General features: G+C 60.6%; 18 protein-coding genes and 2 pseudogenes. 6 read left to right on the top strand and 14 right to left on the bottom strand.

Annotated elements, in window-relative coordinates:
• Positions 1-18: 18 nt before the first annotated feature.
• From dctP to V1278_RS15310, 4 genes are all read left to right on the top strand, one after another.
• Positions 19-1,020, top strand: a complete 1,002-nt coding sequence (dctP, locus tag V1278_RS15325) for a TRAP transporter substrate-binding protein DctP (RefSeq protein WP_334381349.1) — start codon at positions 19-21, stop codon at positions 1,018-1,020.
• A 99-nt stretch (positions 1,021-1,119) separates the two neighbouring features.
• Positions 1,120-1,641: a TRAP transporter small permease gene (locus tag V1278_RS15320; protein ID WP_334363902.1), complete on the top strand. Its 522-nt coding sequence runs from the start codon at positions 1,120-1,122 to the stop codon at positions 1,639-1,641.
• Between the two features lie 5 nt (positions 1,642-1,646).
• Positions 1,647-2,936 (top strand): TRAP transporter large permease, encoded by a 1,290-nt coding sequence (locus V1278_RS15315; RefSeq protein WP_028347284.1) that lies wholly within the window; start codon positions 1,647-1,649, stop codon positions 2,934-2,936.
• 32 nt (positions 2,937-2,968) lie between these two features.
• Entirely contained in the window at positions 2,969-3,655 is a 687-nt protein-coding gene (locus V1278_RS15310; RefSeq protein ID WP_334381348.1) for a cyclase family protein, read from the top strand.
• 101 nt (positions 3,656-3,756) lie between these two features.
• On the opposite strand, the gene V1278_RS15305 is transcribed toward V1278_RS15310, so the two are convergent.
• The 11 genes and pseudogenes from V1278_RS15305 to V1278_RS15255 all read right to left on the bottom strand — a co-directional run bounded on the left by V1278_RS15305 (position 3,757) and on the right by V1278_RS15255 (position 14,623).
• Positions 3,757-4,491 (bottom strand): Crp/Fnr family transcriptional regulator, encoded by a 735-nt coding sequence (locus V1278_RS15305; RefSeq protein WP_334384185.1) that lies wholly within the window; start codon positions 4,489-4,491, stop codon positions 3,757-3,759.
• Positions 4,492-4,557: 66 nt separating this feature from the next.
• Positions 4,558-5,019 (bottom strand): annotated as a pseudogene (locus V1278_RS15300) (MATE family efflux transporter); the annotation flags it as partial.
• 43 nt (positions 5,020-5,062) lie between these two features.
• Positions 5,063-6,031 (bottom strand): Bug family tripartite tricarboxylate transporter substrate binding protein, encoded by a 969-nt coding sequence (locus V1278_RS15295; protein ID WP_334381346.1) that lies wholly within the window; start codon positions 6,029-6,031, stop codon positions 5,063-5,065.
• 112 nt (positions 6,032-6,143) lie between these two features.
• Positions 6,144-6,983, bottom strand: coding sequence for a phosphodiesterase (locus V1278_RS15290; RefSeq protein WP_334381345.1), 840 nt, complete (start codon positions 6,981-6,983; stop codon positions 6,144-6,146).
• An 8-nt stretch (positions 6,984-6,991) separates the two neighbouring features.
• A complete protein-coding gene (locus V1278_RS15285; RefSeq protein WP_334381344.1) occupies positions 6,992-8,053 on the bottom strand; it encodes an ABC transporter ATP-binding protein in 1,062 nt (353 codons plus the stop codon).
• Positions 8,050-8,835: an ABC transporter permease gene (locus V1278_RS15280; RefSeq protein WP_334381343.1), complete on the bottom strand. Its 786-nt coding sequence runs from the start codon at positions 8,833-8,835 to the stop codon at positions 8,050-8,052. Before V1278_RS15280 ends, V1278_RS15285 begins: the two co-directional genes overlap by 4 nt.
• Positions 8,836-8,839: 4 nt before the next feature.
• Positions 8,840-9,656, bottom strand: a pseudogene (locus tag V1278_RS15275) (ABC transporter permease).
• 36 nt (positions 9,657-9,692) lie between these two features.
• A complete protein-coding gene (locus tag V1278_RS15270; protein ID WP_334381342.1) occupies positions 9,693-10,700 on the bottom strand; it encodes an ABC transporter substrate-binding protein in 1,008 nt (335 codons plus the stop codon).
• Between the two features lie 169 nt (positions 10,701-10,869).
• Complete coding sequence (locus V1278_RS15265; RefSeq protein WP_334381341.1) at positions 10,870-13,263, bottom strand: xanthine dehydrogenase family protein molybdopterin-binding subunit; 2,394 nt, start codon at positions 13,261-13,263, stop codon at positions 10,870-10,872.
• Positions 13,260-13,745 (bottom strand): (2Fe-2S)-binding protein, encoded by a 486-nt coding sequence (locus V1278_RS15260; RefSeq protein ID WP_334381340.1) that lies wholly within the window; start codon positions 13,743-13,745, stop codon positions 13,260-13,262. Before V1278_RS15260 ends, V1278_RS15265 begins: the two co-directional genes overlap by 4 nt.
• A complete protein-coding gene (locus V1278_RS15255) occupies positions 13,742-14,623 on the bottom strand; it encodes an FAD binding domain-containing protein (RefSeq protein WP_334381339.1) in 882 nt (293 codons plus the stop codon). Before V1278_RS15255 ends, V1278_RS15260 begins: the two co-directional genes overlap by 4 nt.
• Before the next feature lie 171 nt (positions 14,624-14,794).
• Between V1278_RS15255 and V1278_RS15250 the strand changes: the two genes are divergently transcribed.
• A complete protein-coding gene (locus tag V1278_RS15250; protein WP_334381338.1) occupies positions 14,795-15,901 on the top strand; it encodes an LLM class flavin-dependent oxidoreductase in 1,107 nt (368 codons plus the stop codon).
• A 19-nt stretch (positions 15,902-15,920) separates the two neighbouring features.
• Complete coding sequence (locus tag V1278_RS15245; RefSeq protein ID WP_334381336.1) at positions 15,921-16,796, top strand: polysaccharide deacetylase family protein; 876 nt, start codon at positions 15,921-15,923, stop codon at positions 16,794-16,796.
• A gap of 52 nt (positions 16,797-16,848) precedes the next feature.
• Here the strand turns inward: V1278_RS15245 and V1278_RS15240 are convergent, their stop codons facing one another.
• The 3 genes from V1278_RS15240 to V1278_RS15230 form a co-directional block, all read right to left on the bottom strand.
• Positions 16,849-17,403 carry a flavin reductase family protein gene (locus V1278_RS15240; protein ID WP_334381335.1) on the bottom strand — a complete coding sequence of 185 codons (555 nt, stop codon included), beginning with the start codon at positions 17,401-17,403 and terminating at the stop codon, positions 16,849-16,851.
• A gap of 10 nt (positions 17,404-17,413) precedes the next feature.
• Positions 17,414-18,640, bottom strand: a complete 1,227-nt coding sequence (locus V1278_RS15235) for an acyl-CoA dehydrogenase family protein (RefSeq protein WP_334381334.1) — start codon at positions 18,638-18,640, stop codon at positions 17,414-17,416.
• A gap of 192 nt (positions 18,641-18,832) precedes the next feature.
• A complete protein-coding gene (locus V1278_RS15230) occupies positions 18,833-19,021 on the bottom strand; it encodes a hypothetical protein (protein ID WP_334381333.1) in 189 nt (62 codons plus the stop codon).
• Positions 19,022-19,041: the final 20 nt, after the last annotated feature.

Raw genomic sequence — 19,041 nt, 5'->3', positions numbered from 1 at the left:
AACATCAGGAGGAACAACATGAAACGACGCGACTTCATCAAGTTGAGCGCAGGACTCGGGGCTACCATGGCGACCGCGATGCCGCTTTCATCGGCATTTGCGCAAACGAAAATGGTGCTGAAAGCATCGGACGTTCATCCGCTGGGCTATCCGACGGTCGAAGCCGTGGTCCGGATGGGCAAGAAGCTGGAAGCCGCTACCAATGGCCGGCTGACAATCCAGATGTTCCCATCGATGCAGCTCGGTGGCGAAAAGGAAATGATCGAGCAGGCCCAACTCGGCGCGTTGCAGTTCGCCCGTATTTCGGTCGGTGCCGTCGGCCCTGTCGTGGACGACGTCAACGTCTTCAACATGCCGTTCGTCTTCCGTAACTCCAAGCACATGGAGAAAGTGATCGACGGCGAAATCGGCGACGAATTGCTGGCGAAGATTTCCGCGAACGAAAAGACCGGCCTGATCGCGCTGTGCTGGATGAACGCCGGCTCGCGCAACGTCTATAACAACAAGCGGCCGATCCGGACCATGGCCGACCTCAAGGGCCTCAAGGTCCGCATGATGGGCAATCCGCTCTTCGTCGACACCATGAACGCGCTGGGCGGCAACGGCGTCGCGCTGGGCTTCGATCAGGTTTTCAGCTCGATGCAGACAGGCGTGGTAGACGGCGCGGAGAACAATCCGCCATCGTTCATAGCGCAGAACCATTATCAGGTGGCCAAGTATTTCACGATGACCGAGCACCTGATCATTCCGGAGCTTCTGGTGTTCTCGCGGATCTCCTGGCAGAAGCTTTCGCCCGACGATCAGGCGCTGATCAAGAAATTTGCGAAGGAAGCGCAGCAGGAGCAGCGCGTGCTCTGGTATGAAGCGGAGAATGCCGCCATCGAAAAAATGAAAGCGGCCGGCACCGAGATCATCACCGATATCGACAAGAAACCGTTCCAGGATGCGGTCAAGCCGGTCTGGGACAAGTACGGCGCGAAGTACGCCGCGATGGTCAAGCGTATCGAAGCGGTCCAATAGGTACGGCTCGCGAGCGGCGGGTGGCCGGGCGACGTCCGTTCCGGCCACTCCTGCGAGCTACAGAGGCGATTTGAAGCGCCGCTACTCTCCGAGGTCAAAATGTCCAACTCTGCGGCCGGAATTTTCCGACGTGTGAACGATGCGGTTTACTGGACCGGCGCCGTGATCGCGTGCGTGGCGCTCGTGCTTGTCTCGGCTGTCATCCCATGGGCCGTCTATACCCGATATATCCTCAACAGCGCCTCGTCATGGCCCGAGCCGATGGCCGTGCTGCTCACCGTCGGCATCACCTTCATCGGCTCGGCGAACTGCTACCGCCAGCGCATTCACATGAACATGACTGTTGGCACCGACCTGCTGCCGCCACTGCTGCGGCGCGCCTCACTGTTCCTCAGCGAAATATTGATGGGCGTGATTGCAGTCTTCATGGTCATTTGGGGACTGCGGCTGGTCCGTACCACATGGGATAATTCGGTGGATGAGTTTCCATGGCTCTCGGTCGGGATCACCTATCTTCCGATCGTGGTCAGCGGCGCCATGATGCTCCTGTTCGTCATCGAACGCCTGACAATTGGCCCGCCGCCGCGCGACGGCGCTGACGCCCACGTACCGGTCGAGTAATTGCCATGGATATCGCGGTTCTGCTTCTCAGCATGTGCTTGTTCTTTGCGATCGGCATGCCGATCGCCTACGCGCTGGCACTGTCTTCGCTCGTCGGTGCGCTCTGGATCGATCTACCGGTCGGCGCGGTTATGCAGCAATTTGCCAGCGGCGTCGGAAAGGTCTCGATGCTGACCATCCCCTTCTTCGTGCTGGCGGGCGCCATCATGGCCGAGGGCGGCATGGCCAAGCGGCTGGTCGACTTTGCAGCCGTGCTCGTCGGATTCACCCGAATTCGCGGCGGCCTCTCGCAGGTCAATATCCTTGCGACCACGATCATGAGCGGCATCTCCGGATCGTCGGTCGCCGATACGTCCGCGATCGGCTCGGTGATGATTCCCCAGATGGCCGATAAAGGCTATCCGCGGGTCTTCGCGACCAACGTGACCATCAGCGCCTCGCTGCAGGCCATTATCGTCCCACCGAGCCATAATTCCGTGATTTATTCACTGGCGACCGGCGGCGTGGTGTCGATCACCAGCCTCTTCCTAGCCGGCGTGCTCCCTGGCCTACTGCTCGGCTTCTCGCTGATGGTGCTCTGCCTGTTCTACGCTTATCGCGACAAACACCCGAAGGGTGAGCCCGTACCGATCCGCCAAGCCGCCAAGATGCTCGGCGACGCCATGTGGGGGATCGTAACGTTGGCCATCGTGCTGGGCGGCATCCTTACCGGCGTCTTCACGCCGATCGAGGCAGGCGCGGTTGCCTGCGTCTGGGCGTTCTTCGTCACCATGTTCATCTATCGCGACTACAAATGGTCGGAGCTGCCGCTATTGGTCTACAAGACGCTGCAAACCGTCGCCATGGTGCTCACGCTGGTGGCAACAGCCTCATGCTTCGGCTATGTCGCCGCGCTGATGCAGATGCCGGCCAAGATGACCGAGTTCTTCGTCGCCATATCGAGCAACAAATACGTGCTGCTAATGTGGTTGAACATCATGCTGCTGGTCCTGGGGACGGCGCTCGATCTCGCGCCCCTGCTGCTGATCTGCACCCCGATTCTGCTGCCGGTCGTGAAAAGCTTCGGCATCGATCCCGTGCATTTCGGCATCGTCATGCTGCTCAATCTCGGCATCGGCCTGCTGACGCCGCCGGTAGGGACGACGCTGTTCGTCGGTTGCGCCATCGGCAAGGTTTCGGTCGACGAGGTGATGCGCGGCATCTGGCCGTTCTACTACGTGATGTTTGCGGTGCTGATGATAGTGACCTATGTGCCCTGGCTGTCGCTGGCGCTGCCGAGGGCGTTCGGGTTCTAGAACAGACGCAGTTCGCGTCACGGAGACTCCGCGTGAAGATCGTCGACCTCAGCCGAGAGCTCTATCACCGCACGCCGAGCTATCCCGGCCATCCTCCCGTCATGCATGGCGTCTGGAAAACCCACGAAGAATCCTTCGCCGAATCGGGCAATGTGCACGGGCTGGCGTCGATGTTCATCTCCATGGTGGACCACGCCGGCACCCACATCGACGCGCCCCGGCATTTCGGCAAGAGCGGCATCTCAATCGATGAATATCCGTTGGAAAAATGCATCGTGCCGGGCATCTGCGTCGACCTGCGCCACATCGCACCGCGCGCCGAGATAACGCCTGCCGATCTTGAGGCGGCGGTGGCGAAGGCCGGCGTGCCGGTGCCGAGGGCTGGCACCGTCCTGCTCTGCACCGGTCACCACGAACGGACATTCCCCCGCAAGGAATATTCGACCGACAATTCCGGCGTGAACGTCGCCGCCACCGAATGGTTGGCGCAGCAGGGCGTCGTGCATTTCGGCATCGATTCGATGCGGCCGGGGCCGGAGGGCAAGGTCAATGCCCTCGTCCACAAGGCCTGCCTCGACCTCGACATCACCCACATCGAGAGCCTGTGCAATCTCGAAGCGCTGTTGGGGCGCGGCCAGTTCACGTTTATCGGCCTGCCGATGAAGTGGCGCGGCGGGACAGCGTCGCCGATCCGCGCGGTCGCCGTGTTCGACATGTGAACGTCGCCAAAGGGCCGTGGCGCGTATAGATGCGCCGCGAAACATTGCCTAAACTTGGCAGTCCGGACTTCGCTGGCTGCCTTAGCGGACGCGCGTCGCGGTCATTCGCCGTCGTGGCCAGACCCTGCTTCTGCCGTCTCACGAAGCATCTCGGCGTTCAGCACGACGATCGCGCCGTGTTCGAGGCGCACCCAGTCGCGGTTTGCCCAGGCCCGCAATTGCTTGTTGATGCTCTCCCGGGTCATGCCGACCATTTCACTGATCTCCTGCTGAGTGATTGTGATGGTTCGGCCTTGCCCTTCGGATTTGTGCTTTTCGGAAAGGCGCAGCAACGCGCTGGCCAGCCGACCAGGGAGATTTTGCAAGATGATCTGCTCGACCTGATCGCTGGTCGACCGCAGCCGATCGCAAAGAAGTTCGATGAACTTCATCGCCAGCGTCGGCTGATCTTTTACAAAGGGGATGAATTCGCGCCGGTCGATGACGAACAGCTCGCAATTGCTGTTTGCGATGGCATCGGCGGAGCGGGCTTTTCCGTCGAGCAGCGCGATCTCGCCGAAAATTTCCCCAGGTCCGACGATATTCAAGATCGCGTTGCGGCCATCCGGCGAGGAAATGCTCATCTTCACCGTACCCGAAATGACCGCGTACAGGCTGTGGCCAGGATCCCCTTTGGAAAATAACGTGGCGCCCCGCTTCAGCGTGGAGTGCTTGGCGTAGCGGCAGAGCTGCTCGAACGCCTCGGGCTCGAGATCGGCAAAAATCGGGTGCTTGCGCAGCACCGACAGTTTGCCGTTCGAAAATCCGTGAGCTTCACCCGTCCTTCGTTGAGGCACGACAGTCAAACTCCAGGGAAAACTGCTGGGGGTGCAGCCCTTCCGTAATCAACGCCGGTCAGATTTTCAACCGGAAACCATCAAAACGCGTCGATTCGGCGGCCGCAAGGCGAAAACGATGCCCAGCGTCAACGCCCCAATAACTGTGGAACTTGCGACAATATAGTACAGCCAGTCAAGCCGAGGCGCGTGCTGCAGCAGCATCCAGCCGCCGGCGAATACGATGGCAACCCTGAACAGGCTGACAAGCAGCGGAGCTGTCGCCCGTCCCCATCCCTGATAGGCGGAAAACAAGATCATAAAGGCGGCCATGAACCCGTAAACCAGGCCGATCGCGTAAAAATAGCCGGATGCCGCAAAGACAACTTCTTCGACATTTGTGAAGAGACCAGCGATCGATCTTCCCGAAAACGCAACGCCGAGTCCGATCGCCGCAAAAATAGCCGCCGCCAGCAAACAGGAAACAAGCGTCACACGACGTGCGCGTGTTTCCAGGCCAGCGCCAACGCAGGTCCCGACCATTGTCGTCGTACCAACGCCGCCGGCGTCCGTGGCGCCATCCGCGCGGCAACTATTCCTTGGCGATTCCCGTTTCCTTGATCACGCGCTCATATTTCGCGAGCTGATCGCGCGTCATGGCGCGCAGATCTTCCGCTGAACTGCCGCGCACGGCGAAACCCAGCTCTTCAAGCCTGCGGCGCACGTCAGGATCGCCAACCGCCTTCAGCACCTCGGCGTTCAGGCGGGCAACAATATGCTTCGGGGTACGGGCGGGAGCAAGAATTGCGAACCACGAATTGAAGAAGAAGCCGGGCAGACCGGATTCCGAGACGGTCGGCACATCGGGAAATTGCGACAATCTCCTCTCGGTGGTTACCCCGATCAGCTTGAGTCGGCCGCCGCGCACGAGCGTTGCGACCGTGCCGAGGCCCTGGAAACCTACGGGAATCTGGCCAGCGGCGATGTCGGTTGCGGCCTGGGTGGCGCCCTTGTAAGGCACATGCGTGAGCGATATGCCGGCGGCCGACGCGAACATCGCCATCGCCAGATGCTGCGGACTGCCCGGCCCGCCCGAACCATAGTCGATCTTGCCGGGCGTCGCCTTCGCGGCCGCGATCAGATCTGCTGCGTTCTTGAAGCTGGCCTGATTGTTGGCCACCAGCCCCCACTCCACCGTCGCGACCAGCGACACCGGCTCGAAGTCCTTCAGGATATCCCAGCGCATCTTGGACTGCAGGTTCGGCACCATCGTCATGATGCTGTCGTTGAACCCGCCAATCGTGTAGCCGTCCGGTTCGGCGCGGGCGACGGCCTCCGCCCCGATCAGGCCTGAAGCGCCCGGCTGGTTCAGGATCACGATCTGCTGGCCCATATTGTCGGCCATCTTCTGGGTGACGATCCGCGCAGCGACGTCGACCGCACTTGCCGCGGCCAGCGGCACAATCATCTTGATGGGCCGGTCCGGATAGCTCCCCTGCGCCATCGCATGATGGCCTAGGAGCAAGGCAAGCGCTGGAATCACCAGATGAAGCGGCCGCATCATTCCCCCCAATATGAGCGGCACCAACCTTAGGAATGCGGCCGCCATTTTGGGAAAGATTGCGCCCGATGTTCGGCTTATGCAATCGGTCCGACCGGGGAATGCCGCACGGCTACAGCAGCTTCCCATCTGGCCCAAAAAACGGATGTGGGCCGTCGAACGTGCCTATCGGGACTTGATGGGTAACGACCGTGCCGAACCCCTCACCCGGAAACCAGCTATGGAGATGAAAGGCCGGCGGCTCCACCTTGAAGGAAGGTTCGCGCAGTTCGGCCAGATCAAGATCGACGGCATGGTTGGGGGCGGGACAGATCGTGGTCGGTACGCCCGCAAACATGGTCAGTGCCGCGCGGTGCACATGTCCAGTTGCGATCAATTGCACGCGGGGATGACGACGCACGATGGGCGCGAGTTCGCTTGCATTGAGGAGATTCTGACGGTCCATGTGCCAAATTCCGGCCCTGAACGGCGGATGGTGCAGAAACAGCAGCGCCGGCCGGTCTGGCGACGAAGCCAGCATCGCGTCAAGCCATTGCAACGTGGGCCCATCGAGTTCGCCATGCGGCTTTCGGTGTACGCTTGAATCCAGCAACAGCAGATCGAGCCCCGCAACCTCGATCCTCTGATTGAGCGGCCCTGATACGAAGGCATAGGACGCGGAAGGAAACGCGGCACGCATCAATTCGCGCGAGTCGTGATTGCCGGGAATGCCGGCGTACGGAAGCTTGAGCGGCGCCAGCAGCCGATTGAGATATTGATACTCCTCGGCCGTCGGCGTGTCCGCCAGATCGCCGGAGATCACTACAAAATCGGGCGCAGGCCTGAATTCGTTCAGGGCGGCAACGCAACGTTCGAGCGCCTTTGCAGTATCCACCTTGCCATAGGCAAGTGCTCCCGGCGGCTTGATGTGCAGATCAGAAATCTGGGCAATATGAACCGGCATTGGCGACATCGACTTTCTCAGCTTTCGGGCGGCAACAGACGGACGGCGTCCGGCGAAATCGATAATCCGATCCGTTCGCCGGACTTGGCCCGGACCGTATTCGGCGCATCGACGGTGAGCGACCTGTTAGACACGCCGCTGACCACCAGCCGTTGCCTGTCACCAATGAAGCTGACGCTGTCGATGATGCCTGAAAGCGGCGCGCTTTCGGCTGCCACCACGCGTATGGTCTCGGGACGAATCATCGCCACTGCGGCCGGTAAATTTGCATCGCCGTCAATCGGCTGACGTCCGCCCGGCAATACCAAGTGACCATTCTCGACAGCCGCCTCGAGGATATTCGCCGCGCCGATGAATTCGGCGACAAAGCGACTGTTCGGCGTGAAGTAGATCTCGCGCGGCGTGCCGATCTGGGCAATCTTCCCCTTCTGCATGACCACGACACGGTCGCCGAGCTCCATGGCCTCGGACTGATCATGCGTCACGTAAATCGTGGTGATGCCGAGCGCGCGCAGCAGGCGGTTCAGCTCGCCGCGCAGCCGGTCACGCAGGGCGGCATCGAGCGCCGTCAGCGGTTCGTCGAGCAACAGGATGCCCGGCCGGATCGCTACCGCGCGCGCCAGCGCCACCCGCTGCCGCTGGCCGCCTGAAAGCTGGTCGATCCGGCGGTGCTCCAGCCCGGAGATATTGGTCAGCGCCACCAGTTCGGCAACGCGCGCCGCCCGCTCCTTCCTCGGTACGCCGCGGATATTCAATCCATAACCGATATTATCAGATACGGTCATATTGGGGAAAAGCGCATAGGACTGAAAAACCATGCCCACGTTACGCCGCTCTATCGGCACCGCCGTCATGTCTTTGCCGTCGAACAGTACCCTGCCGCCAGCATCGGGCAGTTCGAGGCCGGCGATAATGCGCAGCATGGTGGTCTTGCCGCAACCGGAGGGGCCGAGCAGCACCAGTGTTTCACCACGGGCGATCTCGAGCGTTGCAGGTTCAAGCGCGCGCGTTCCGTCGGCGAAGGTCTTGCCGCAGGCCTCGATACGCACCGAGGCGCCGTGTCCGGCCTGCGCACTCATCTCTTCTGTTCCTTCTCGGCAAACAATTGCATAGCGACCAGCAACGGAATGATCATCACGAAGAAGATCAGCGTATAGGCCGAGGCCACTTCCAGCCGCATCGAGGCATAGCTGTCGGCGAGCCCGATCGGCAATGTCTTGGTCAATGGCGTGTGCAGCATCCAGGTCAGGTTGAATTCACCGAGTGACAGCGTCACCACCATCAGGCTGCCCGCCAATATGCCGGGCAGAGCATTGGGGACGATCACGTCGCGGAAGCGCCGCCACGGCGATGCGCCGAGCGATGCCGCACCCTCATCCAGCGTTTTGATGTCGACGGTCGCGAACACAGCCATCACCGATCGCACCATGAAGGGCATCGTGAAGATGACATGGCCTACGAGAATGAACAGCCAGGAGCGGCGAAAGTCGCCGAAACCTCCATAGGTCAAGAGTAGTGCCAGTGCGATGGCCAGGCCAGGGACCGCCAACGGCAGGGTGATGATCTCCTCGACGATCCGCGACAGGCGCCCTCCCCGCACATGCAAGGCATAGGCGGCTGGGACGCCTGCGGCGAGCGTCACTGCAAGCGTTGCAAATGCAACCACGAATGAAAGCAGGATGGTGCCAGCATAAAGCTCCCATACCTGCACAACCCATTGCAAGGTTACGCCGGATTGGATGCCGCGGAAGTAGTTCACGGTGACGCCGGCGGAGATCGACAGTATCGCGGGCACCACCAGGAATCCGGCTACCAGCAGGGTGAAGATGAACTGGCCGATGAAGATCAGGCGATCACGCATGGTCTCATCCAGCCGCCGCAACGGCACTTCCACTGAAGGAGCGGGCAAGCGCAAGAATAAGCCAGGTAGTGACGCCAAGCCCGACCGACAGCGCGGCCGAGATCGAGAAATTCGCAGCCAGCGTGAATTCGGTATAGATCAGCATCGGCAGTACATCGATGTTGGTCGCCAGCGTAAATGCCGTTCCGAACGCCCCCATCGCGGTCGCAAACGCGATTGCGCCGGAGGCGACGAAGGCCGGCGCCAGGGCCGGGCAGGACGACATCACGCTGCACTGCCCAAGGGCTCGCGCCAAGCGAGCGCGCGGCTTCTTCCAGGCCTGTATCAAGTTTCTGCACCGCGGCCATGATGGTGAGGATGACGCGCGGGATGGAGAAATACAGATATCCAAGAAACAACCCGTAGATCGAATAGGCAAAGACAAGCTTCTCGCCAAGCACGCGGTTCGAGAAATCGCCGATCAAGCCCTGTCGACCGGCGAGAAGAATGATCATGAAGCCGACCACCACGCCCGGAAACGCCAGAGGAAAGGTCAGCATCGCAATCAGAATGGCGCGGCCGGGGAAACGATGCCGCTGCAGGAACATCCCGGCGACCGTCGCCACGATCAGGGTCACAATGGTGGTCGCGGTGGCTAGCAAGACCGTGTTGAGGAGGGTCGCCCGGTAACGCGGCTCAGTCAGGATCGCGAGATACCCCGCGAGCCCCTGCGGTCCTGCTGCTCCCGTTACAACAAGCCGCGCCATCGGCAACAGGAAAAACGCCGCCGTCACTACCGCAAGCGGCAGCAGGCATAACCAGACAAAAGACCTATGCGACATCAGAAAATGGTGCCCAGCGAGAGGCGCCATATTGCCTCAGCGAACCTCGGCGAGATAGCGATCGACAAAGCCTTTTTGCATGTTCTCCATCTGGCCCCAGTCGACGTTCTTCGCACGCGCATATTCGCTGTCAGGCAGGAATTTTTTCTTCACCGCCTCGGGCAGATCGATCGGCCGCGCCGGCCGAAGGTAGGCGTTGGTCCAGATCGCCTGTCCCTTGTCCGACAAAAGATAGTCCAGCACCTTCTTGGCCTTGTCCTTATTGGGCGCGTTCTTGACGAGGCCGGCGACGTAAGGAAACACCACGGACCCCTCGCAGGGGATCACGAATTCAAAATTGCCCTTCTCGGAGTATTTCGCGCGGTAGGCGTTGAAATCATAGTCGAACAGGATCGGCATCTCCCCGGAGACGACGCGGGCGTAGGAAGTCTGCTTGGGGACGATCGGGTCGTTCTTCCGCAGGTCCTTGAAGAAGTTGATCGCGGGATCGAAGTTCGCCTCGGAGCCACCGAGCGCCAGATTGATCGCGACCGCGCCGACATAGCCTACGGCGGCCGACGACGGATCGAGATAACCGACCATCCCCTTATAGTCGGGCTTCAGGAGATCCTTCCAGCAGGCCGGCACCGGCTTGCCGCCGAGCGCGTCCTTGTTCACGAACAGGCCAAGCGTGCCGGAATGAATCGTTGTCCAGGAACCGTCGGCATCCTTCAGGCCGGCGGGGACCTGGTCCCATTTCGCCGGCTTGTAAGGCTCAAGCGCATCCTGCGCCTTGGCCTTCATACCAAAGGTAACACCGAAATAGCCGATATCACCCACCGGGTTATTCTTCTCGGCAAGTATCTGAGCAAGCGCTTGGCCGGAATTCTTGTTGTCGTGCGGGATATCGTAGTTGAGGTCGGCTTTGAGGGCCTTGAGCATGGAAGCCCAGTCCGCCCATTCCGGCGGGCAATTGTAGCAAATGACGTCGGCCGCTTTGGCGGATTGCCAGGGCGCGATTAGCAACAGTGCGAGCAAGGCAAGAACAAAACGGGCGGTCTTCATGGGAAACTCCGGGTTAGGGCGGCAATTGACGATCTCATCACCAATCGGTGTGACGTATAGGCCGCGTATGAAGGTTTTGCGACACAGCGTTTTGCGGAGAAGGCCGCAGCGCCGCCCGGCGCGCCATCAACGTCCGCCCTGCCCCCTGATCAAATTTATCGCGGTCGCATTAGATGCGTCCCAAGGCGGTCAGAATAACCTGAGGCGTCAGGGGGATTTCCGTGATGATTGTCCCAAACGGTCTGAGCGCGTCGTTGACCGCATTGGTCACGGCGGCCGCCGCACCTGCAGTGCCGGCTTCCCCTGCGCCCTTCGCGCCCAGTTCCGATTCGAGGGTCGGTGAAACCACATGTCCGACGTCGATGTCCGGCATTTCACCGGACATCGGAACCAGATAGTCGGCCATATTTGCGTTGGTGAGTTGGCCACGTTCGTCATACACGCATTTCTCGAATAGCGCGGCGCCAAGCCCCTGCACCACGCCGCCTCTGATCTGCTCATTAACCAGTTGCGGGTTGATGATCGTGCCGCAATCCTCGACCACCCAGTGCTTCAGCAGCTTCACAAAGCCCGTATCGGGATCAAGCTCCAGCCATGAGGCCTGAACGCCATTGGTGAAGGCGAAAGGATATTCGCGCGGGACAAAGTGCCTGGTCGCCATCAATTCGGGCTGAATACCTGGCGGCAGCGTGTCGGGACGGAAATAGACAATTCGCGCGAGCTCGCTCAGATCGATCCGCGGCGCGCCATCGACGACATTCACTACCGCGTTGTTGACAATATCGAGTTCGCTTGGCGTCGATTGCAGGACGGCAGCCGCTACGTCGAGGATGTTCTTGCGCAGTACCTTGGCGGCTCGAAGCGCGGCCTCTCCACCGATACCAGCGCCGCGCGAAGCCCAGGTGCCCCCGCCATACGGCGTATTGTCGGTGTCGCCCAGGATCACGCGGACGCGATCCATTGAGACGCCAAGCACGCTTCCGACGATCTGTGCGGTAAGCGATTCCGATCCCTGCCCCTGCTCGGTGATACTTGTTTGGCAGATCACTGACCCCTGCGCATCAAGCCGCACGGCGACACCGTCCTGCGAGGATATCTTCGCACCGCCGACGCCATAAAACGCTGCACTCGGATTGGTAACTTCGATGAAGCTGGCGATGCCGATGCCACGATGGATGTTCTTCCTTCGCAGGGCGGCCTGCTCAGCGCGCAACGCATCGTAGTCCATCATTTGGACGAGCTTGGCGAGCGCCGCATGGTGCGACAACTGCTCGAAGCGCAGACCTGATGGCGAGGCGCAGGGGTAGGCGTCGTCGGCAATCAGATTGCGGCGACGGATTTCAACCGGATCCATGGCAATCTTCATCGCCGCCAGATCGACCAGGCCCTCCGTCACCGAGCAGGCGATCGGATGGCCGACGGCACGGTACTGGCACATCACGTTCTTGTTCTGGAATACGACGCGGGCACGGGCACGGTAATTCCCGGTCACATAGGGCCCGCCGACGAGATTGACGACCTGATTGGCCTCGATCGCACTCGTGCGCGGGTACATGGAATAAGGCCCGATGCCCGTAAGATCGTCGATCTCGAATGCCATGATGGTGCCATCGCGCTTGACGCCGATCTTTCCCTTGCAGCGATGGTCGCGGGCATGAATATCGGTGTTGAAGCTCTCGACCCGGTCGGCGACGAACTTGACCGGACGCCGCAGAAGTTTGGATAGTGCGTAGGTCGCCATCTCGTCGGCATAGATATGGACCTTGATACCGAAGGAGCCGCCGACGTCCTTGCAGACGACGCGGACCTGTGATTCCTTCAAGCCAAGATGGAGCGCCGCGATATTCTGCACCATATGCGGCGCCTGCGTGCCTTGATAGATGGTCAGCCTGGCTTCCGCGGCGTTCCAGTCTGCCACCACCGCGCGCGGCTCCAGCGTCACGCCGGTGTGCCGTCCGAAAACGAACTCTGCTTCGACCACCTCGTCGGACTCGGCAAAGGCCTGACCGACGGCGCCCGCGTCGTGAATGCGCTCGAACGCCAGATTGTCGCCGAGGGAGGCGTGGATCACAGGCGTTGCCGGATCGAGCGCGGCACGCATATCCGTTACGGCGTGCAGCTCCTCATATTCAACCAAGACATGCTCTGCGGCGTCCTCGGCCTGTGCGCGGCTGGCCGCCACCACGGCAGCGACCGCTTCACCCTGCCAGCACACTCGGTCGACAGCGATCGCACTTTGCGGGGCGGATTTGAGTCCCTTCAGATGCGAAAGCACGCCGACCCACGGCGTGATGACGGTCGATAGCTCCCTGCCTGAAACGACGGCGATGACTCCGGGCATCTGCTTGGCCGCTGAGGTCTCGATGCCAACGATCCTCGCGTGCGCGTGCGGCGACCGTAGGAACACGGCATGCGCCATGCGCGGCAGCTCGATGTCACTGACATAGAGCCCACGTCCCTGCATCAGCCGATCGAGGTTCGGCCGCGGCACTGCCTTCCCGATATACGAGTTCGGGCGATCCAGCACAGAAAGTGTTTGAGGATTTGCCCGCTCCGATGTCATGGCCGGCGTCCCGTGCGCGCCCACGCTGTGCTCTCGATGGCGTCAACGATTGCCTGGTAACCCGTACAGCGACAATAATTGCCGGAAAGATGTTCGCGTATCCGCTCTCGATCCGGACACGGCGATTGCTTCAGCAGATCCTGCGCCGCCATCAGCATTCCCGGCGTGCAGAAACCGCACTGCAGTGCGTTACGCTCCCGGAATGCTGACTGCAAATCGGCAATTTCGCCGCTATCGGACACCCCCTCGATCGTCTCGATCGCTGCATTGTGCGTCTGAACCGCGAGCATCAGGCAGGAGCGGACGATGTCGCCGTTGACGCGGACCGTGCATGCCCCACACACGCCATGTTCGCATCCGACATGCGTGCCGGTCAGCTTGAGATGCTCACGAAGAAAATCCGCCAGATTCAGGCGCGGCAGTACATTCGCTTCGACGAGCTCTCCATTGACACTCAACGCAATCGCAACCGTAGCCGTCACGCTGATGCTCCCGCACGAAGATCAGGCCGGGCAAGCAGTAACGACACGCAGCGCGTCAACAGAACCTTCGCCAGATGCCGACGCATGGCGGGTGTCGCCTGTTGATCGTCCAGCGGATCGAGTTCATCGTCCAATGCAGAAGCTGCCTCAGACAACACCGCAGGTGTGATGGCGACATCGACCAGCCTGCTGGCAGACTTGGCCAGCAACGGGCGATCGCCGACGGCAAAGAAGCCAAGTCGAAGATCGGCGAAGCGCCTATCCTTGATGGAAGCCTGCGCTGCGAGGCCAACAATGGCGTAATCGCCATGCCGACGGGCGAACTCATGAAAGAAATGCGTCGCGTTCTTTGAAGTCACCGGCAGCTCGACGGCAACCAGCAGTTCCTGCGGAGTAAGCGCGGTTTCGTAGATCCCGATGAAGAACTCGTTTGCCGCAATCCGCCGCTCGCGGCCCGATCCGCGGGCAATGATGGTAGCGCCAAGCGCAAGCATGCAGGCTGGCAGTTCTGAAGCCGGATCAGCGTGCGCAAGGCTTCCCCCGATCGTGCCGCGATTGCGGATCGCGGGATGGGCGACATGTGCGACCGCATCCTTCAGCAAGGGAGCATGGGCTGCTATTTCGGGGGATTTCAGGAGATCGGCGTGACGTGTCAGCGCACCTACGGTGAGGACGCCTCCCTTAACCGAGAACCCGCGCAACTCGGTCAGCTCGCCAATATCGACAATGAGCTCCGGTGCAACCAGGCGCAGATTCATCGCCGGCACCAGGCTCTGGCCGCCCGACAACACCTTGGCCCGTTCGCCGTACGCGGTCAGCAATTCCAGCGCATTGGTGACGCTGGTTGCGCGGGCATAAGCGAAAGCCGAGGCTTTCATTTTTGGCGTGACCTCCCCGGCCAACTATCGACATTTTCGCGGAATTAGACGGCTGTGATCGCCAAAGGTCAAGTTTGTTGGATGAATATTTCGACTTTGAGCTTGTTTTCGAGCGACGAACGACGCACGTTCTGTGCAAATAAAAAGCCTGCCGTTAGGGAAGAGCGGACCATGAAGCTTGGGTTCTTTACGATGCCGATCCATCCTGTCGACAAGGATTGGCGGCTTTCGCTAAAGGAAGATCGAGAGGCTTTCCTGCTGGCCGATGAGCTCGGTTTCACCGAGGGCTATGTCGGCGAGCACACTACCGACAGAGCCGAGAACATCACGTCCTGCATCGCATTCATTGCATGGCTCGCCGCGGCGACCAGCAAGATCAAACTTGGCACCGGCACCGTCAACATGCCGAACGCTCATCCGGCGGCGATTGCAGCCTCGATAGCGATGCTCGATCACATGCTCGACGGACGACTGATCTTCGGCATCAGCCCGGGCGGTCTGCTGTCGGACGCGGAAGTGTTCGGCAACCTCGAGGCGGACAGGAATGCCATGTTCCTGGAGGCGATCAATCAGGTACTTCAGATCTGGGCCAGCGAGCCGCCCTACAATCTGCAAGGTCAATTCTGGAATATATCGGTGCAGAAGACTCTGATCGAAGACATCGGCCAGGGCTTCATTCCGCGCCCACTGCAGCGGCCGCACCCGCCGATCGTGGTCACTGCGGTGGCGCCGTTTTCAAAAGGCGTGACGGAAGCCGCCGCGCGCGGTTGGGAACCAATCTCGGCAAATTTCCTGATGCCGGCCTGGGTGAAGAGCCATTGGCCGAAATATGTGGAGGGATGCGAACGCGCCGGCCGTCCTGCGGATCCAGCGAACTGGCGCGTTGCCAAGAGCGTGTTCGTAGCCAAGGACGCAGCTACCGCAAAGGCTTACGCCACCGATCCAAACGGACCGTATGTCTACTATTATCGCTCGTTGCTTACCAAGCTGAAGCGGAGCGGTCGCATCGAACTGTTCAAGACCCGCCGTGATCAGCCGGACGACGAGGTGACGCTGGAGTCGATCTGCGACAAACTGATCATTCATGGCACGGCGGACAGCGTGGCGGATCAACTGCTGGCTTTTCAGGAAGAGACCGGCCCCTTCGGAACGTTGCTGTATGCCGGCAAGGACTGGAGAGATCGCGAACTGGGCCGACAGTCGATGGTCCTGATGGCCGAACAGGTCATGCCGAGGATCAATGCCGGCGCGTCCGGCGATTCCAAAGCCGCCGAATAATCCGCGGGGGGAGCTTGCCGTGGCGCTGAGCGATCGCATTCCCTATCAAGCACAAGTCGACAGGCCGAAGCTCACGCTTCCCGGCGGCAAGAAACTCGCGGTGTGGGTCATCCTCAATGTCGAGGAGTGGCGGATCGAGAACGCGATGCCTCGCACCGTGCTGAGCCCGCCGATGGGCCAGCCGCTATTGCCCGACGTGCCGAACTGGTCCTGGCATGAATACGGGATGCGCGCCGGCTTCTGGCGACAGCTCAAGGCACTGACGGATCGCAGAATACCGGTGACGTTGGCGCTCAATGCCAATGTCTGCAACGCCTACCCACGGGTCGCATCCGCGGCGCTCGACGCCGGCTTTGAATTCATGGGCCACGGTTTCGTGCAGGGGCCGATGCACAAAGTCGAGAATCAGGCGGATGCGATCAAACGATCGGTCGAGACAATTTCAACATTTGCAGGTAAGCCTCCGCGATCATGGGAAAGCCCCGGCCTCACCGAGACCGAGGAAACCCTCGATCTGCTGCGTCTCAACGGCATCGAATACGTCGCGGATTGGGTGATCGATGATCTGCCGCAGGACATCGCCACGCCCCACGGGACCATCACGACGATCCCCTATTCGGTCGAAACCAACGACATCGTCATCCACGCACTGCAGCAACTTTCTTCCGAGCAATTCCTGAAACGCTGCACCGACCAGTTCGATCGGCTATATCTAGAAGGCGCATCGAACGCGCGGATCATGGCGATCTCAGTTCACCCGTACATCACGGGCGTGCCGCATCGCATCAAGTATCTGGAGGCGTTGCTCGACTATGTTCTGGGTCACGATGGCGTGGCCCTGATGACAGCCAGCGAGATTGGCGACTGGTATCGCGCAGAGATGGCAAAGATCTAGATTTGATGTCTGCCGCAGGATCGTCGAAGGTCCAACGAGCTTCGGCGGTTGCTCACGAGGCCTTACTGTCATCTCCAGCAATGAACCGGCCGAAACTACCGCGCGCAAACAACAAGGGTTCCTGTCGATTATAGGCATAGGCCTCGACGGCGCCGAGGAAGATGATGTGGTCGCCGCCGTAATAGCGATTGGCCGCGCGGCATTGGAAATTGGCGACGCAATCGGTCAACACCGGCGCATTGCCAAGCCCCGGCGTCCAGTTCACGCCGGCGAACTTGTCATCCGACGACTTTGCGAACTGCGACGCCAGCGGCTGCTGGGAAGCTCCGAGAACATTGACCGCAAAATGGCTGGCATTCTGGAAGATCGTAAGCCCCTGCGAAAACATCCCGAGACTCCACAACACCAGCGGCGGATTGAGCGATACCGAAGCAAAGGAGTTGCAGGTAACGCCATACGGCCTCCCGTCCACGGTCATTGCCGTGACAATGGTGACGCCGGTGGCGAATGTGCCGAGCGCATTGCGAAAATCCCGCGGGTCAATCGCCGAGTTGCCGCTGGCAAGTTCATTGGCCGGATCGGCCGGATGTTTGGGTGCATCAGACATCCGCCGGGCCTCAGAGCGTCAGATTTTCGGACGGCAGGCCAAGCGCCACGCGTCCATAGTTGGTTCCTGCCGCATCAAAATTGAATGCGAGGTGCGAATTCACGGCGTGAGCGTCGCGGAACTGCCGCTGCAACGCGCCTGACGTGAACAGGCTGCGCGCGCCACTTGCCGCGAACAACAGCGAGACCGCCTCGGTGCAGAGGTTCACTGCGAAGGCGCCATCCCGCCGCAACCTCGTCTTGACCGCAAGGTCGGGAATATGGCCCCGCCTCGCCTCGACCATCGCATCGATGCAGTTCGTACGCATCACGAGACGAGCCGCATCGATCTTGGCGGACGCCTCCGCGATCTTGATTTGGGTAGTCTGCAGATCGCTGAGTTTGGCCCGGTTGTAGGTCGAGGCCCGATGCCGCGCGAACTCGACGTAATCATTGAGACAGGCTTGCGCATTGCCCAAACCCACGCCCGACAATACGTAAGGAAATAGCGAGAATACCGGTAGCGCATAGAGCGCGTTTGGATTGACGGCGCTTCCGGGCGTCGGTCCGCCGGTCAGATCGCTGACTGCGATGGTCATGTTCTCCGCAACGAAGCGATCCTCGACCCGTACATCGTTCGACCCGGTACCGCACAGGCCCGTCGCATTCCAGGTGTCGTTGATCCTGTATTCGCTCCGGTTGAGCAGGAATATCCGATATTCGATACCCTCAGCCTCATCGTCCGAGGACACCACGCCTGCAAGCATGTTCCAGTCGCAGGACTCGACACCCGAAGAGAAAGGCCAATGACCGCGCAGAACGTATCCCCCCTCCACCTTTCTCGCGCGCCCGGCTGGAAAGATGAAGGACGAGGCGATCAACGCATCGACATTCCTGCCCCAGACCGCATCCTGCGCGTGGTTGTCAAACATACCCAGCATCCAGTGGTGGCTGGCAAGATTGGCGAAGTTCCATGCTACGGAAGCATCCGCCTGCGCCAACACGTCGGAGCAATCGACCAGAGCAATATAGTCAAGTTCGGCACCTCCGACACGCTTGGGCTGCACGATCCGGAACAAGCCGGCGTCATGCAAATCACGTTCGGTCTCCGGCGGCAGGCGGCGGAGCTGCTCCGTCTTTGAAGCGCGATCGCGCAATTCTGGAATCAGGGCCTTGGCACGTGCAACCATGGCGGCATAGCTGGCCGTCCCCGGTCCCGCGGGTGAGCCCGCATCCGGCTTGCCGCTGTTTAGAGCCATCGGTTTCCTCGCCTGCTCCGTTGTTGTACGCCGCCTGAGCTTTGTCCAGTCTAGTCTACCGGTTGATCGCCGATGATCAAGGCGCAGATCGTCGCCCGGTGCTGACTTCGCTCTTCATCCTCGGCTTCGTGAACAGGATCGATCTGGTATCGTTGCCCCCGGACAAAGTTGGACGACGAGAAATCTCTCTCATCAGAGCTTCGCAAGCAAAGTTGACGAGGCAAGCGTGCTCGACGTCCACAATGACTGCCCTCGTACGCAGGAGCCGGCATCGGTGGCGCGGCGCTCCACCACGCAGGCGACGCCGATGCCGGCGGACCAGGCTGCGGAGATCGCCCGGCTGCACCAGGAGAACGAGCGGCTGCGCATGGAGCGGGACATTTTAAAAAGTCGATCGCGAT

The sequence above is a fragment of the Bradyrhizobium sp. AZCC 1577 genome (assembly GCF_036924575.1).
Classification (GTDB): domain Bacteria; phylum Pseudomonadota; class Alphaproteobacteria; order Rhizobiales; family Xanthobacteraceae; genus Bradyrhizobium.
Note: the sequence above shows the minus strand (reverse complement) of the source record. Positions and strands in the feature narration are given on the sequence as shown.

Excerpts from the sequence above, each read along its gene's own strand:
- dctP (WP_334381349.1), top strand. The coding sequence starts at position 19 with ATGAAACGACGCGACTTCATCAAGTTGAGCGCAGGACTCGGGGCTACC.
- V1278_RS15320 (WP_334363902.1), top strand. The coding sequence starts at position 1,120 with ATGTCCAACTCTGCGGCCGGAATTTTCCGACGTGTGAACGATGCGGTT.
- V1278_RS15315 (WP_028347284.1), top strand. The coding sequence starts at position 1,647 with ATGGATATCGCGGTTCTGCTTCTCAGCATGTGCTTGTTCTTTGCGATC.
- V1278_RS15295 (WP_334381346.1), bottom strand. The coding sequence starts at position 6,031 with ATGCGGCCGCTTCATCTGGTGATTCCAGCGCTTGCCTTGCTCCTAGGC.
- V1278_RS15290 (WP_334381345.1), bottom strand. The coding sequence starts at position 6,983 with ATGTCGCCAATGCCGGTTCATATTGCCCAGATTTCTGATCTGCACATC.
- V1278_RS15285 (WP_334381344.1), bottom strand. The coding sequence starts at position 8,053 with ATGAGTGCGCAGGCCGGACACGGCGCCTCGGTGCGTATCGAGGCCTGC.
- V1278_RS15280 (WP_334381343.1), bottom strand. The coding sequence starts at position 8,835 with ATGCGTGATCGCCTGATCTTCATCGGCCAGTTCATCTTCACCCTGCTG.
- V1278_RS15270 (WP_334381342.1), bottom strand. The coding sequence starts at position 10,700 with ATGAAGACCGCCCGTTTTGTTCTTGCCTTGCTCGCACTGTTGCTAATC.
- V1278_RS15265 (WP_334381341.1), bottom strand. The coding sequence starts at position 13,263 with ATGACATCGGAGCGGGCAAATCCTCAAACACTTTCTGTGCTGGATCGC.
- V1278_RS15255 (WP_334381339.1), bottom strand. The coding sequence starts at position 14,623 with ATGAAAGCCTCGGCTTTCGCTTATGCCCGCGCAACCAGCGTCACCAAT.
- V1278_RS15250 (WP_334381338.1), top strand. The coding sequence starts at position 14,795 with ATGAAGCTTGGGTTCTTTACGATGCCGATCCATCCTGTCGACAAGGAT.
- V1278_RS15240 (WP_334381335.1), bottom strand. The coding sequence starts at position 17,403 with ATGTCTGATGCACCCAAACATCCGGCCGATCCGGCCAATGAACTTGCC.
- V1278_RS15235 (WP_334381334.1), bottom strand. The coding sequence starts at position 18,640 with ATGGCTCTAAACAGCGGCAAGCCGGATGCGGGCTCACCCGCGGGACCG.
- V1278_RS15230 (WP_334381333.1), bottom strand. The coding sequence starts at position 19,021 with ATGTCCCGCTCCATGCGCAGCCGCTCGTTCTCCTGGTGCAGCCGGGCG.